We start from the raw sequence: 14,094 nt of genomic DNA, 5'->3' as shown, positions 1-14,094 counted from the left end.
CGATGCGCTGTATCAGGAAAGGGTGATGGCCAGGCTCAGTCGTCCAGCGGTTTGGGGGGCGCCGCAGGCTTGCCCGATTTGGCGGCTTTGCCGGCATGGGCTGCCTTGACTTCCGAGACCGGCGCTAACGTCGGCGCAATGGCTTCCTTCTCCGCGGCCGGCAGCTGGTCGATGGTGCTGAAGACTTCCTTGAGTTCGATGGCCCCGGAATGCTCAAGCTTCTTCTCGCCGTCCTTGCCCACCAGGATCACCTTGGTCTGCGCCCCGGCGCCGAGCTTCAGGCTGCGGATCAGGGCCATGGTCGATTGTGGGTCCAGGTCCTTGCCGTCGCGTTGGCCGATGGTGTTGATCACCGTGTAGAGCACCATGTTGCGTTCGCTGAAGGCCTGGCGGTTGGCCGGCTCGTCGAGGGACTTCTTCAACGCCACCAGGGTCGGGTCCACGGTGCTGGGGGCGATGACGATCAGGGGGCGCGCCTTGCCCTGATCCTGGGCCAGAGGGCCTTCGTTGTCGGCCGCCATTGCGGGGCCGACGACAGCGAGCAGCGTTGCGAGGGTCAATGACCGAATGAACATGCGTCTCTCCTTTGGGTATCCACGCTCTAATGATTGCGCATCAGGGGAAAAGGTCCAGACCTGGACTCAAATTCTGACATTTTATTGAGCCTTTCCCCTGGTTCGTGGCGCTGCAACCAGCGCTGCGCACGCTCGTTTTCGCCGCAACCGATCGACGCGCCCATAAACGCCAGTGATGAGCGAACCCTCTTGTTCGGCATGATCGACCCGCCTTGGCGCCCATGACAACCGGCATAGCCTATGCCGTTCTGGCATGGGCCCATACGAATTCGTCATCATTTTCGCCGCGGCGGCGTGATAGCCTTCATTCCGGCCATAACAAGAGCGCCCGCCTGGCTTTTTCCATCCGGTGCGGCGTCACCCGCCGTTTCATACCTGCTTGCTCCGTCTTCATCTGCCCAGGTCTTCGCAGCGAACCTTCCACACAGGCTCGCTGGACGACTGATTGCATTTTTGACTCGACGCTATCGTCGGCATCTCTTTTACCTCCTTCCGGGAGTTCGTATGTCCAGGCTGTCTCACCAAGATTTACGCCGTAGTTTTCGCGAGCTGATCGCTTCAGACTCCTGCTTTCACACCGCCTCCGTATTCGACCCGATGTCGGCGCGGATCGCCGCCGACCTGGGGTTCGAAGTGGGCATTCTCGGCGGCTCCGTCGCCTCGCTGCAGGTGCTGGCCGCGCCTGACTTCGCCTTGATCACCCTGAGCGAATTCGCCGAGCAGGCCACCCGCATCGGCCGCGTCGCCCAGTTGCCGGTGATCGCCGACGCCGACCACGGCTACGGCAACGCCCTCAACGTGATGCGCACCGTGGTCGAACTGGAGCGCGCCGGCGTCGCCGCCCTGACCATCGAAGACACCCTGCTGCCGGCCCAGTTCGGGCGCAAGTCCACCGACCTGATCTCGGTCGCCGAAGGCGTGGGCAAGATCCGCGCGGCGCTGGAAGCCCGGGTCGACCCGGAACTGGCGATCATCGCCCGGACCAACGCGGCGATCCTGCCGATCCAGGAAATCATCAGCCGCACCCAGCAGTACGAGCGCGCCGGCGCCGACGGTATCTGCATGGTCGGGGTCAAGGATTTCGAGCAACTGGAGCAGATCTCCGAGCACCTGTCGGTGCCACTGATGCTGGTGACCTACGGCAACCCGGCGCTGCGCGACGATGCGCGCCTGGCGCAACTGGGCGCGAAGATCATCGTCGACGGCCACGCGGCGTACTTCGCGGCGATCAAGGCCACCTATGACTGCCTGCGCGAACAGCGGCAGATCTTCACCCAGGCCTCGGACCTCAGCGCCACCGAGCTGGCCCACACCTACACCCAGCCCGAGGACTACATCGTCTGGGCCAAAGAGTTCATGAGCGTCAAAGAGTGAGCCGCTAGCTCACCCGCCCTTGCGATCACCGAGGACCTGAGGTCCTGGGTGGTCGAAAGCCGCTTCGCGCCTCACCCCCGCCCTATTCCGCTACCTACTTCCCCGCCCTGTTCAACGCGTCGTCGACACTGTCGAGGATCTGCCCGATGGTCCAGGGTTTGCGTATGAACGCCACCGGGTAGCGGATCCCGGAACTCTGCGGCGTCTCATAACCGGACATCACCAGCACCGGCATGCCCGGCCAGCGCTCGCGCACCCGGTTGGCCAGGCCCGCGCCGTTCAAGGTGCCCGGCATGTTGATATCGGTCAGCAGCAGGCGCACCTGCTCCGGATGGTTTTCCAGGAACCGCAGCGCCTCATCCGCGCTGGGCATGGCCTGGGTCGCGAAACCTTCGTCCTGCAGGATCTCGCAGAGAAACTCCAGAATCGTCGGCTCGTCCTCGACCACCAACAGCAGGCGACAAGGCTGGCCTGGATTGACGGATGAAACTGGACTCATGTGAATGCCGCTCCCTGACTGCGTACATGACCCTGGCGCGAATGCGCCATTTAGAGTTATGAGCAGTGCCTGGCCGATAAATTCACTCGGCCTGCCGAGGTGTCACACAAGACAGCGCACGCACCGTCGCTTACGCCCGTCGGAGTGGGATTGCCCCAGGAGCGACCAGCCCCCAAACAGCTCCCGCCCCCGCGCCGAGCGCTCTGTCAGCCACCCTGAGTGACATCGATCACCCTGACGTCCATCTTCCCCGAGTTGTTCCAGTAGAAGCCGAGCACGTCGTTGGCGCAGAACTGCAAGCGCCCCGGCGGCAGGTCCGACCAGACGCCCTCGCCGTGCCCGAGCAGGCGCCAGGGCGACTTGCCCTTCGGGCCCTTGGTCCGCACCAGCAGCGCCATCCAGGCCGCCTCGGGCAAGCGCTTGGCCCTGCCCAGGCGCTCGCGGATTCCGCCGGGGTGCGCCACGCCATCGGGCTGGGTCGGCTTATCGCTGGCATCGGCCCACAGGCCTTCCACCAGGAAACGGTAGCGATGCCCGGCTTCGATTTCGAACTCACTGGTGACACAGGACTGGTCGGCCGGCACCTCGATGGGAGGGTTCTGCAAAGGAATATTCATGGTTGCCTCCGACCGACGCTGCTGGCCAGGTCCACCTGGCGCCGCCGTTGCGCCCGCTCGGCGATGGGTTGCGCCAGCACCAGGGCTTGCCGCGCTCCGCCTTGCCCGAGGATCCGCGCCAGGGTCGCGCGGACCGTGGTTTCATCGTTGTCGAAATCGCCATGGTGACGGGCCCCGGAGGCATTCTGATGGCCCATCGGCAAGTCGTTGGGCGCGCGCACCCAGCCGGCGTTCGAGGCGCTGGCGAACAGCTGCGCCAGATCGCTTTCGCTGGTGACGAAGCGCTCCATGCCAAGGATCGGCTCACCATCGGGCCGGATCAGCGGGATGCGCACCTTGTCCTCGAAGGCATCGGAGACCAGGTACAGCAAGGACTTGTTGTAGATATGCGCACAGTGGTCATCACGCTCGGCCTGGTCGGTCAGGGTGAACAGGCCAAACTTCTCGATGCGCTTGTCGCGAATCGGCGCCAAGTAAGTCTCGCGAAACAGCTTGAGGGTGCAGGCCGGCGCCCACAGGTGGCAACTGGCGATCTTCACCTCCAGCCCCTTCAGCTGGCTGCGCGCCATCGGCCCACTGTTCATCGTGCCCTTGGACACCAGGTACTGCACCATAGGCGCCAGCAGGATGCTGCCCGCGCTGTGCCCGACGATATGGATCTCCACCCCCTGGGCAGCCAGGCGCGCCAGGGCCTGGGCCACCACCCGCGCCCCGCCGTTGGCATTGACCGTGGCACGCAGGCCGTTTTCCTTCATTTCATCCCACTGGGCCTTGCCGGTCAGCAGCCGGGCAATGGGTTCCAGCGCGTCGTCCAGGCGGTCGAGCATGAAGTCCTTGGTCGCATCCAGCACCCCTTCGGAGCGCCGGCGCCGGGCGGCGTCGGCCAGCATGTTGCCCAGGGTGCTCCAGTAATCGGTCTTCCAGATGAACGCCAGCGGATAACACTCGGCCTGCAACATGGCCGCGCGGTAGCCGGCCACGGTTTCGATGGCCCCGGCCTGCGCCACCAGGCCGCCGTGGGCATACACCACGATGCGTTTTTTTGCCCAACCGGCGGTGATGCGCGGGAAGTCCACGGCGAATATTTCCTGGACGCTGGCCGCGGTGGTCGCCAGGTCGCCACGCGGGTCGAAGGTGCCGTCGTTGCCCAGGCTGATGACATGCGGGCGGATCTCCCGCAGGGTCTCGCTGGACGAAGCCGCTGCCACCGTCTTGGCCTGCGAGCTCGCCTGCAGCGGCACGCGCAGGGTGATCGGCGCGCCGAGCCGCGCGACCCAGGCATCCGCGCCGTTGGCCAGCCAGTCGTCATAGCGCAAATGGGCAAAACCCTCGTACCCCCAGGTCACGCCCCAGGAGTTCTGAATCCAGAAACCGTCCTGGTCATAGGCGACGATCGCGAAGGCGTGGCCGCCGAGCATGTTCGCCGAGGGCTGGATATGGCCATCCCCACCGACCACATGCCAGCCCTCGTGCACAGTGGCGCTGGCGTACAGCACACCGACCTCGGCAATCGCCGCGTGCATGGCGACAATGTCGGTGTGGTTGACCCGGAAGTATGCCCCCAGCGGACGCAGCGCCGCCTCCTCGGCCAGTACCTGGGTCAGGGTCGTGGCCTGGTTGCCGGCCTGCCACTGCGGCGCCGGGCACACCCCGTGCTTGTACCAGCCCTTCATCGCCCCGCGACAACTGGAACCTTCGTCCGCCTCGCCGGCCCATTCGTCATAGCGACGGGCCAGGTCGTACAGCATGTGCGGGCTGACGAGCGTGGCGTCGGACTGATAGCGGCGGGTGCGCAGCAGGTAATGCGCCACCGTCGCCAGGCCATAACCGGTGCAGGCGTTCTCCTGGCCCTGGTCGAGCACCGGCACCCTGGTCTGGCGGTAGTCGCTGAGTTCCCGGCGTACCGGCACTTCCACCAGGGTCGGGATATACATGGTGTCGCGAAAATCCAGGCCGTCCGGTCGCACGTTCAACACCCGCACAGGGGCCTTGGCGGTCGTGCGGACGGCGACCTTCTTGCCAGCCTTCGCGGCCGTTGCAGCAGCGGTTTTTATCGTGGTTTTTTTCTCGGCTTTTTTTGCGGTAGTCGCAGCCTTGCCCTGTTTGACCGAGGACCGGTCGGATGCAGATGCCATGTTCACGCGCTCCCGATGTCGTGACGAGACTGGCACTGCTGGCGCCTGGTGGCGCTCCCCAGCCCTATGGGTGACTGGGCTGAGCATAGCCAAGGGCAATGCACGCTGCTTTCGCTTCGGACCACCAGCTGTGAGAAAGTAGCGTGGCGGACGCGCCGCACGCTCCGGTGGCCCCCTTTGCCTTCGCATCGTGAAGCCCGGGAGAATGTTTTCCCGGCGTCCCGCCCGCCGCTCACTATTCTTGAGCCATGGGCCCGCATGGGCCGGTGGTCTCGCTTTCAAGGAATCCAGAATGCAGCCAAGACACGTCATCAACGCTTCGGTCAGCCCCAAAGGCAGCCTGGAGACTTTGTCCCAACGTGAAGTGCAACAACTCAGCGAAGCCGGTTCCGGCAGCATCTATGCCCTGTTCCGCCAGTGCGCCCTGGCCATCCTCAACACCGGCGCCCATGTCGATAACGCCAAGACCATCCTCGACGCCTACAAGGATTTCGAAGTTCGCATCCACCAGCAGGACCGCGGCGTGCGCCTGGAACTGCTGAACGCCCCGGCCGATGCCTTCGTCGACGGCGAGATGATCGCCAGCACCCGGGAAATGCTGTTCAGCGCCCTGCGCGACATCGTCTACACCGAAAGCGAGCTGGCCAGCCAGCGCATCGACCTGGAAAGCTCCCAGGGCATCACCGACTACGTCTTCCACCTGCTGCGCAACGCCCGCACCCTGCGCCCGGGCGTGGAGCCAAAGATGGTGGTGTGCTGGGGCGGCCACTCCATCAGCACCGAGGAATACCAGTACACCAAGAAGGTCGGCCATGAGCTGGGCCTGCGCAAACTGGACGTCTGCACCGGCTGCGGCCCGGGCGTGATGAAGGGCCCGATGAAGGGCGCGACCATTGCCCATGCCAAGCAGCGCATGAGCGGCAGCCGTTACCTGGGCCTCACCGAGCCGGGCATCATCGCCGCCGAGGCGCCGAACCCGATCGTCAACGAGCTGGTGATCCTGCCGGACATCGAGAAGCGCCTGGAAGCCTTCGTCCGCGTCGGCCACGGCATCATCATCTTCCCCGGCGGCGCCGGCACCGCCGAGGAGTTCCTCTACCTGCTGGGCATCCTCATGCACCCGGACAACCGCGAGCTGCCGTTCCCGGTGATCCTCACCGGGCCGAAAAGCGCCGCGCCCTACCTGGAGCAGTTGCACGCCTTCGTCGGCGCGACCCTGGGCGAAGCGGCCCACAGCCTGTACCAGATCATCATCGACGACCCGGCCGAGGTCGCCCGGCAGATGACCGAGGGGCTCAAGGAGGTCAAGCAGTTCCGCCGCGAGCGCAACGACGCCTTCCACTTCAACTGGCTGCTGAAAATCGACGAAGGCTTCCAGCGTCCGTTCGACCCGACCCACGCCAACATGGCCAGCCTGCAGCTGGACCCCGGGCTGCCGTCCCACGAGCTGGCGGCCAACCTGCGTCGCGCGTTCTCCGGCATCGTCGCCGGCAACGTCAAGGACAAGGGCATCCGCCTGATCGAGAAGCATGGCCCCTACGAAATCCACGGCGACACCGCGATCATGCAGCCGCTGGATCACCTGCTCAAATCCTTCGTCCAGCAGCACCGGATGAAACTGCCGGGCGGCGCGGCCTATGTGCCGTGCTACCGGGTCGTGAGCTGACAGCCCGTTGACCACAGCCTCCGGTGCAATGCCGGGGGCTGCTTGCTGCCCCACGCACAACGCCCGGCCGGCGGGCACAGCGAGCGCTCAGGGAACTCCCGGGCAGTGCCGCGCATCCTAGATTGTGTAGCACTTCCTTTTCGCTTCACGCTGTCGGAGGACGCCCTTATGCGCCGCCTATTACTCGTTTCTTCGTTGTTGCTCTGTCTGCCCGCAGGTTCAGCCATGGCCCGTGTCGATGCGGGTGATGTCGCCACCTCGGCAGGGGTTTCCGCCTCGCTGTACTCGACCTTCAAGGACGACAAGATGGTGATTCCCGCCCGTGACGACGCCTCCAGTTTCGTCGCCAGCGGTGGCGCCATCCGTGGTGTCTACCTGGAGTCGGTGCTGCAGAAAATCCGCCAGGAAAACCCAGGCCTCAACGCCAGCGATGAAGAACTGGCCAGGGCCATCCTCACTCAACAGGCGCAGCCAGCCGGGCACTAACGGCCTGTGCCGTCCTGCGCTGCGCGACCGGGACGTCGCGCAGCCGCACGGGGCATCCTCCCCTCACCCCGCCTGAACCGCCGCAGTGGCCCCGGCGCGGCTGAACAGATCGCGACCTATGCTCCGGGCCGTGCGCAGGTGCAGCGCCGGATCCTGGCTTTCCGATTCCAGCAGCAGCTCCGAGGTCAGCACCCGGGCGCCGCAGTAGTCGAAGATCCCGTGGTCGATCTGGGTCTTCATCGCCGCCTCGTAGCCGTGGCGCCCGTAAGTGCCGGCGTCGGCCCCACCGACACCGAGCAGGTGCACCCGCAGGTGTCCGAGCTTTTTCTCCGTGCGGTTTTCCTCGAGGCTGAAGTCGAAGGCCCAGCCATTGGCGAACACCCGGTCGATCCAGCCCTTGAGCAGCGCCGGCATCGACCACCAGTACACCGGATAGACCAGCACCAGCGCATCGGCGCGGTCGATGCGCGCCTGCTCGGCCAGCACGTCGGCCGGGGGTTGTGCCTGCCGGCGATGGACTGCGTGGTCGGCGGCATTGAAGCGTGGGTCGAACGCCTCGGCGAACAGGTCGGCGATCTCGAACGTATGGGACGGCCCAAGCCCCTCGGCGACCTGGGCCGCCAGGCTGTGGCTGAGCGAGCGGGGATCATGGTGGGCGACAACGATAAGCGCATGCATGGCGAAGGCTCCTGCAAATGGGGGGGCAAATTGGATTGAGGGCAGCAACCGAGCCCTATATACTTTTGGTAAGTTACGAACAGTAAGTTACTTTTGGTATATAAGCATGTCAAGCACCCCCTCCGAGGCTTCACCACCCCGTCGCCGCCTGTCCCGGGAAGAGCGCCTGCAACAGTTGCTGGAAGTGGCCTGGCAATTGATCGGCGCGGAAGGCACCGAGGCCCTGACCCTGGGCCGGCTCGCCGAGCAGGCCGGGGTGACCAAGCCGGTGGTCTATGACCATTTCGTCACCCGCGCCGGGCTGCTGGCGGCGCTGTACCAGGACTTCGATGCACGCCAGACGCTATTGATGGACGCCGCCCTGGACCGCAGCGAAGCAACCCTGGACAGCCGCGCGGCGGTCATCGCCGGGTCTTATGTCGACTGTGTGCTGACCCAGGGACGGGAGATCCCCGGGGTGATCGCTGCGCTGGCCAGTACGCCGGAACTGGCGCGGATCAAGGAGGAGTACGAACTGATCTTCCTGGAAAAATGCCGCACCGCCCTCGCCCCCTTCGCGGCGCCCGGGACCATAGCAACGGCTGGCCTGCGGGCGATGCTCGGGGCTGCCGAGGCCCTGTCCCATGCGGCGGCCACCGGAGAAATCAGCCGCGAGCAGGCCCGCGACGAGCTGTTCGACACCATCATCGCCATGGTTGAGCGCAGTGCGCGGCGCGGTTCCGGCCCGGTCTAGCCCGCTTCGCCTGCCACCGGCACGGCAGGCTTCATCGAGCCGACCCACCAGGTGACAAGGGCGCACAAGGCCATGACGCCGCAAGTGCCGACAAACACCGTGCGCATGCCGAAGTGCCCGCCGAGAAAGCCCCCGGCCAGGGGGCCGAGCACCTGCCCGACGTACTGGCTGGAGGTCGAGTAGCCGAGCATCCGCCCGGCGATGTGTTCCGGCACCGAATGGCGAATGATGCTGGAGATGCAAGGCAACAGCCCGCCCAGGGCCAGGCCCATGAGAAAGCGCAGCAGCACCAGTTGCCAGGGCGCACTGACCAACGCCTGGGGAATCAGCAGCAGCGCCGCCGCGGCCAGGCACACAGTCAGCACCCGCCAGTGGCCGATACGGTCGGCCAGCTTGCCCAGCTGCGAAGCGGAAATGATGCTGCCCAGGGCCGCGGCGGACATCACCAGGCCCGCCATCAGGGTGAGGTTATCCGCCCGCAGTTCCTGCAGATACACGGTGATGATCGGCTCGATGGACATGGTCGCGAACATCAGCAGGCAGGCCACCGCGAACATGCTCAGCAGCGGTTTCTTGTCTGTCACCGACGCCCAGGAATGCTCCGGCGCCTGGCCCTTTTGCGTTGCCTGGCGCGGCTCGCGCGGCGCCTCTTTCAACAAAAAAGTGGTGGCCAGGAAGGTCACGAAGATCACCGCCCCGGCGATGAAGAAGGTGTTGCGGATGCCGATCAGCGGCGGCAGCAGACCGCCTATCAGGGGCCCGGCCAGGCTGCCGGCCATGATCCCCGAAGACAGCACGCCCAGGGCCCAGCCGGAGCGCGCCTTGGGGGTTTGGGTGGCGACCAGGATGGTCGCCCCCGAGGCATAACCGCCCAGCAAACCCGCCAGCAGGCGCAGCAGCACCAGTTGCCAGACGTTCTCCGCCAGGCCGATCAGCGACATCGCCACCGCCATGCCGAGGCTGGCGCGGATCAGCATCAGCTTGCGCCCGTAGCGGTCGCCCAGGCGGCCCCACAAGGGCGCGGTGATCGCCGCCGACAGAAAGGTCGCGCCAAAGGCCACGCCGGACCACTGGACGATGGCCGCCGGGTCGCTGACGCCCAGTTGCTCGACGTACAACGGCAGGAACGGCAACAGCAGGGTCATCGCGACAATGGTGGTGAACGCCCCCAGGGCGCACACCGCGAGGTTGCGCTGCCAGTAGCGTTCGGCGGGAGACAGCGACTGCGGGGTGGACATCGGGGCGCTCCATCGGTCAAGGACGGGGCCACGCTACAGGCTCGAATTCGATAAATAAAATTCATGTTTTTTATGGAGTGGATTCCTCCAAGGAATCTGAACGACGCCTGCTGTGATGTCGCGAGCGTGATGGATTCAGTCGCGCTTCCAGCGCTTGCGGGCATGCAGGTACGCCGCCAGGTCGCCGTAGCCCAGCTGGGCCGCCACCTGGGCGCGGTTCTCGCCGAGAAACTCCAGTTGCTGTTCCAGCTCGGCGCGGACCTGATCGAGCAGTTGGCGAAAGGTCATGCCCTGCTCTTCCAGGCGTCGGCGCAGGGTGCGCGGGCTCTGGTAGAGCGCCTCGGCCTGGTTCTCCAGGCTCGGCACCACGCCCCGGGCCAGGCTGTCGCGCATGCTGGCCGCGACCTTGCCGGTCCAGCCGCCCAGTTGCAGGCGCTGGGCCAGGCGGCGGTCCAGTTCGCTGCGCAGCAACTCCTGCATGCCGGCGTGGCGCGTCAGCAGCGGCAGGCGCAGGGTGGCCTGGTCGTAGTACAGGCAGTTGTGCGGGCAATCGAACTCGAGATGGTCGCCGAACCACTGGCGATATTCCTCGTGGTAAGCCGGTCGCGGATGGCTGAAGCAGGCGCGCACCGGCCGCACGGGTTGCCCGGTGCCGTGACGCATCTGGGTCAGGGCCATGACGCAGTAATGCTCCACCACGTAGCGGGTCAGCCCGGCGGGTGCGTCGATACGCAGTTCGACGCCGAGCAGATCGCCGTCGCTGACCAGCCTCAGGTTGTCCATGTCCGAGGCCAGCGCGGCGTAGTCGGCCCAGCATTGCATGGCGCCGCGCACGTCCGGGCAGTACAGGCAGATGTAGGCCAGTACGTGCAGGTCCTGGGGGGTGAATTCGCCGAACAGGTGCAGGCCGATGGCCGGGTCGCGCTCCGCCGCCAGGCGCCACAACTGCTCCAGCTCGAGCAGGTTGTAATCCTGGCGGTCGCCGCGGGTCTGGCGTTGCAGCACCCGCTCCAGCACCCGGCCGAGCTGGCCCCGGTGAAAACGGCGGACCGGTTGATTGGCCTCTTCGCCAGTGTTTTTGTCCAGTTCGCGCATAGGGTCCGGGCGGCTCTTGGTTTCTTATTGTTCGGGCAATGCCCATGTCGGGCCTGACTCGAGATTGCCATGAATACAACAATGCTCGCCAACAATCCAATCCTGGTCGTGGCCGGGATTTTCCTCGGTTTCATCCTCCTGGAAATCGCCTGTACCTGCTTTCGCCAACCCAAGGGCCAGCGCCGCGATGTGCTGATCGAGATCATCGGTTCCTCGCTGTTGCTGGGCCTCACCTTCCCCCTGGTGATGTTCCTCAGCACCCTGCTGCTGGACACCTTCGCGCCGTCCTTGAAGAACAGCCTGGGCGAGCTGCACTGGGTGGCGGGCGCGGCGCTGTTCCTGGTGCTCGATGACATGACCCAGTACTGGTGGCATCGCCTGACCCACCGCCTGCCGTTCCTCTATGCGCTGCACCGCGCGCACCATTCGGCGCCCTACATGAGCATCCGCATCGTCTACCGCAACAACAGCTTCTATTACCTGCTGATGCCGGGCATCTGGCTCTCCGGCATGCTTATCTACATGGGCCTGGCGCCGGTCTACTACGGCTACCTGATCGTCAAGATGACGGTGATCTTCGCCGCCCACAGCAGCGTCGCCTGGGACGACAGGCTCTATCGCATCCCGGCCCTGCGCCCGCTGATGTGGCTGCTGGAGCGAACCATCTCGACCCCCTCCACCCACTCCGCCCACCACGGTTTGAATGCCCATGACGGGGTGACCCACTACAAGGGCAATTTCGGCAATCTGCTGTTCTTCTGGGATGTGCTGTTCGGCACCGCGAAAATCACCCGCCGCCGACCCAGCACCTATGGCATCGAGGACCTGCGCCCCATCAGCTGGCAGCAGGAACTGTTCTGGCCGCTGGTGCGTTCGCCCAAACCGGCGGCGCGTCCCGAAGCCAAGCAGGAGGTGGCGCAATGAGCCTGCATATCGTGCTGATCGCCGGCTCCAGCCAGCCCGACAGCCAGTCGGCCAAGGTCGCCCATTACCTGGGCCAACGCCTGCGCCAGCTGAAACTCTGCGAGCAGGTCACGCTGCTCGACCTCGGGCGCTCGCCCTTGCCGCTCTGGCCAAGCCCGGACTCGAACGCCATCTGGAGCCAGTACTCGGCCAGCTTGCTCCAGGCCGACGCGCTGGTGGTGGTGACGCCGGAGTGGAACGGCATGGCCTGCCCGGCCATCAAGAATTTCTTCGTGTATGCCGGCCACACCGAGCTGGGGCACAAGCCGGCGTTGCTGGTCGGGGTCTCGGCCGGCGTGGGCGGCGCCTACCCGCTCGCCGAGCTGCGCGTCTCCAGCTACAAGAACTGCCGGATCTGCTACTTGCCGGAACAACTGATCGTTCGCCAGGTGGAAGGCGTATTCAATGCTCATGCCGAACCCACGCCTGAAGAACGCCACCTGCGCGCTCGCGCCGACTGGACCCTGGAGGTCCTGGCCAGGTACGCCGGTGCGATGAAGCACCTGCGCTCGTGCATCGATATCCGGGACGTCCCCTTCGCCAACGGGATGTAGCACCGCGACACCGGAAGTGAACGGCCTCGGCCTCCCCAACGCCGTGAAGAAATTCGCTTTCACCGACGCCCGTCCTCGCCAAACTGTGGCTACAGTCTTAGGAGCCGCCACGGGCTTGGGCGCCATGCTGCATGCCGACAAGCCTATGGGCGGCCTGACAAAGACAGGGGGTAGCGGTGAACCTTATCGCCGCCTGCCCGGTCGATAGATGCAGTCTGGCCAGGTTTGGCGATAAGCCCCCGTTTCTTCCAATAGGGCGTCGTACGGCTGGTTTCATTTCCTGGAGAACGCCCGTGATAACGACCCGACACATCGCCAGTCTCAAAGCCTGGGGCGCCCATGGTTTCACCGCTACCGGGGTGGTCACGGCCTTTCTCGCCACCCTGGCGCTGTTCGACAACCAGCCCAAGGCCTGCCTGCTGTGGCTGGGCGTGGCGCTGATCGTCGATGGGGTCGACGGCTCGCTGGCGCGCAAGGTCAATGTGCAGTCGGTGTTGCCGCATTTCGACGGCTCGGTGCTGGACCTGGTGATCGACTACCTGACCTATGTGTTCATCCCGGCGTTGTTCATCTATCGCTATATCCCGCTGCCGGACTACAGCGCGCTGCTGGCGACCTCGGTGATCCTGGTGTCGTCGCTGTTCTGCTTCTGCAACGTCAACATGAAGAGCAAGGACAACTATTTCGTCGGCTTTCCCGCGGCCTGGAACGTGGTGGCGCTGGCGCTGTACATCCTTGCCCCGACACCCTGGCTGAGCCTTTCGAGCATCGTGGTCCTGGCGCTGCTGACCCTGACCCGGATGAAATTCCTCCACCCCTTCCGCGTGCGCCGCTTCATGCCGGTGAACATCGCGGTGACCGCCATCTGGCTGCTGTGCAGCCTGTCGCTGGTGATCAACCATCCCTACAATGGCCCCTGGGTGATGGGCTTGTGGCTGGCGATGTCGGCGTACTTCCTGGGCATCTGCATCTGGCGCACCGCGCTGGGCTGGTTCGACCGCGCGCGAACCTGAACCACTGCCGTACCCCTGACCGCAACGAGACTCGACATGCTCTACCGCTTCGCCGCTGACAGCCTGGTATCACTGCACCTGACCTTCATTCTGTTCGTACTCTTCGGCGGCCTGCTGGTGCTCAAGTGGCCGCGCCTGGCCTGGCTGCACCTGCCCGCCGCGATCTGGGGCGTGGCGGTCGAAGTCTTCCACCTGCCCTGCCCCCTGACCGACTGGGAAAACCGCATGCGCCACGGCGCCGGCCAGCAGGGTTATGGCGACGGTTTCATCGAGCACTACCTGATCCCGCTGATCTACCCGGCCGGGCTGACGCCGCAGATCCAGTTGGGCCTCGGCGCGCTGGTGCTGCTGATCAACGCCCTGGTCTACGGGCGCCTGCTGTGGCGGCGCCGGCAGCCTTGAAAAAATCGCCGGCATGGTCGTCGATTGCCGCGCCACAGCCTGCCCCGTCTGTGTATATTTCCAGGC

General features: G+C 65.3%; 15 protein-coding genes. 8 read left to right on the top strand and 7 right to left on the bottom strand.

Going from position 1 to position 14,094, the window contains the following annotated elements; translation table 11 throughout:
* Nucleotides 1-35: 35 nt before the first annotated feature.
* Nucleotides 36-575: a DUF4174 domain-containing protein gene (locus ACTJKT_RS18360; RefSeq protein WP_025809620.1), complete on the bottom strand. Its 540-nt coding sequence runs from the start codon at nt 573-575 to the stop codon at nt 36-38.
* A 504-nt stretch (nt 576-1,079) separates the two neighbouring features.
* On the opposite strand from ACTJKT_RS18360, the gene ACTJKT_RS18355 reads away from it, so the two are divergent.
* Nucleotides 1,080-1,949 carry an isocitrate lyase/PEP mutase family protein gene (locus ACTJKT_RS18355; protein ID WP_009048360.1) on the top strand — a complete coding sequence of 290 codons (870 nt, stop codon included), beginning with the start codon at nt 1,080-1,082 and terminating at the stop codon, nt 1,947-1,949.
* Nucleotides 1,950-2,043: 94 nt separating this feature from the next.
* Here the strand turns inward: ACTJKT_RS18355 and ACTJKT_RS18350 are convergent, their stop codons facing one another.
* From ACTJKT_RS18350 to ACTJKT_RS18340, 3 genes are all read right to left on the bottom strand, one after another.
* Nucleotides 2,044-2,448, bottom strand: a complete 405-nt coding sequence (locus ACTJKT_RS18350; protein WP_440788056.1) for a response regulator — start codon at nt 2,446-2,448, stop codon at nt 2,044-2,046.
* Nucleotides 2,449-2,654: 206 nt separating this feature from the next.
* On the bottom strand, nt 2,655-3,065 hold the full coding sequence (locus ACTJKT_RS18345; protein WP_440788055.1) for a hypothetical protein: 411 nt from the start codon (nt 3,063-3,065) through the stop codon (nt 2,655-2,657).
* Entirely contained in the window at nt 3,062-5,200 is a 2,139-nt protein-coding gene (locus tag ACTJKT_RS18340; RefSeq protein WP_440788054.1) for a C1 family peptidase, read from the bottom strand. The genes ACTJKT_RS18345 and ACTJKT_RS18340 overlap by 4 nt, the downstream gene beginning before the upstream one ends.
* 292 nt (nt 5,201-5,492) lie before the next feature.
* Here ACTJKT_RS18340 and ppnN point away from each other — a divergent pair, with 292 nt between their 5' ends.
* Both ppnN and ACTJKT_RS18330 read left to right on the top strand, forming a co-directional pair.
* Nucleotides 5,493-6,866 (top strand): nucleotide 5'-monophosphate nucleosidase PpnN, encoded by a 1,374-nt coding sequence (gene ppnN / locus ACTJKT_RS18335; protein ID WP_440788053.1) that lies wholly within the window; start codon nt 5,493-5,495, stop codon nt 6,864-6,866.
* 168 nt (nt 6,867-7,034) lie between these two features.
* The gene (locus tag ACTJKT_RS18330; RefSeq protein WP_007924983.1) at nt 7,035-7,352 is read left to right on the top strand and encodes a DUF2388 domain-containing protein; all 318 of its coding nucleotides are present in this window, start codon (nt 7,035-7,037) and stop codon (nt 7,350-7,352) included.
* A 63-nt stretch (nt 7,353-7,415) separates the two neighbouring features.
* Here ACTJKT_RS18330 and ACTJKT_RS18325 read toward each other — a convergent pair whose 3' ends face one another.
* The gene (locus tag ACTJKT_RS18325; protein WP_440788052.1) at nt 7,416-8,030 is read right to left on the bottom strand and encodes an NAD(P)H-dependent oxidoreductase; all 615 of its coding nucleotides are present in this window, start codon (nt 8,028-8,030) and stop codon (nt 7,416-7,418) included.
* 106 nt (nt 8,031-8,136) lie between these two features.
* On the opposite strand from ACTJKT_RS18325, the gene ACTJKT_RS18320 reads away from it, so the two are divergent.
* Nucleotides 8,137-8,763, top strand: a complete 627-nt coding sequence (locus tag ACTJKT_RS18320; RefSeq protein ID WP_440788051.1) for a TetR/AcrR family transcriptional regulator — start codon at nt 8,137-8,139, stop codon at nt 8,761-8,763.
* On the opposite strand, the gene ACTJKT_RS18315 is transcribed toward ACTJKT_RS18320, so the two are convergent.
* Nucleotides 8,760-10,001 (bottom strand): MFS transporter, encoded by a 1,242-nt coding sequence (locus tag ACTJKT_RS18315; protein ID WP_440788050.1) that lies wholly within the window; start codon nt 9,999-10,001, stop codon nt 8,760-8,762. The genes ACTJKT_RS18320 and ACTJKT_RS18315 overlap by 4 nt on opposite strands.
* A 135-nt stretch (nt 10,002-10,136) precedes the next feature.
* Nucleotides 10,137-11,096, bottom strand: a complete 960-nt coding sequence (locus ACTJKT_RS18310; protein ID WP_440788049.1) for an AraC family transcriptional regulator ligand-binding domain-containing protein — start codon at nt 11,094-11,096, stop codon at nt 10,137-10,139.
* A 69-nt stretch (nt 11,097-11,165) separates the two neighbouring features.
* On the opposite strand from ACTJKT_RS18310, the gene ACTJKT_RS18305 reads away from it, so the two are divergent.
* The 4 genes from ACTJKT_RS18305 (at nt 11,166) to ACTJKT_RS18290 (ending at nt 14,028) form a co-directional block, all read left to right on the top strand.
* A complete protein-coding gene (locus ACTJKT_RS18305) occupies nt 11,166-12,020 on the top strand; it encodes a sterol desaturase family protein (protein ID WP_440788048.1) in 855 nt (284 codons plus the stop codon).
* Nucleotides 12,017-12,613: an NADPH-dependent FMN reductase gene (locus ACTJKT_RS18300; RefSeq protein ID WP_097302925.1), complete on the top strand. Its 597-nt coding sequence runs from the start codon at nt 12,017-12,019 to the stop codon at nt 12,611-12,613. Before ACTJKT_RS18305 ends, ACTJKT_RS18300 begins: the two co-directional genes overlap by 4 nt.
* A 293-nt stretch (nt 12,614-12,906) precedes the next feature.
* On the top strand, nt 12,907-13,626 hold the full coding sequence (gene pcsA / locus ACTJKT_RS18295; protein WP_007924962.1) for a phosphatidylcholine synthase: 720 nt from the start codon (nt 12,907-12,909) through the stop codon (nt 13,624-13,626).
* 36 nt (nt 13,627-13,662) lie between these two features.
* Nucleotides 13,663-14,028: a DUF2784 domain-containing protein gene (locus ACTJKT_RS18290; protein ID WP_440788047.1), complete on the top strand. Its 366-nt coding sequence runs from the start codon at nt 13,663-13,665 to the stop codon at nt 14,026-14,028.
* Nucleotides 14,029-14,094: the final 66 nt, after the last annotated feature.

The sequence above is a fragment of the Pseudomonas sp. 22526 genome, assembly GCF_052044735.1.
GTDB lineage: Bacteria > Pseudomonadota > Gammaproteobacteria > Pseudomonadales > Pseudomonadaceae > Aquipseudomonas > Aquipseudomonas piscium.
This window is presented reverse-complemented; position numbering and strand designations above follow the sequence as displayed.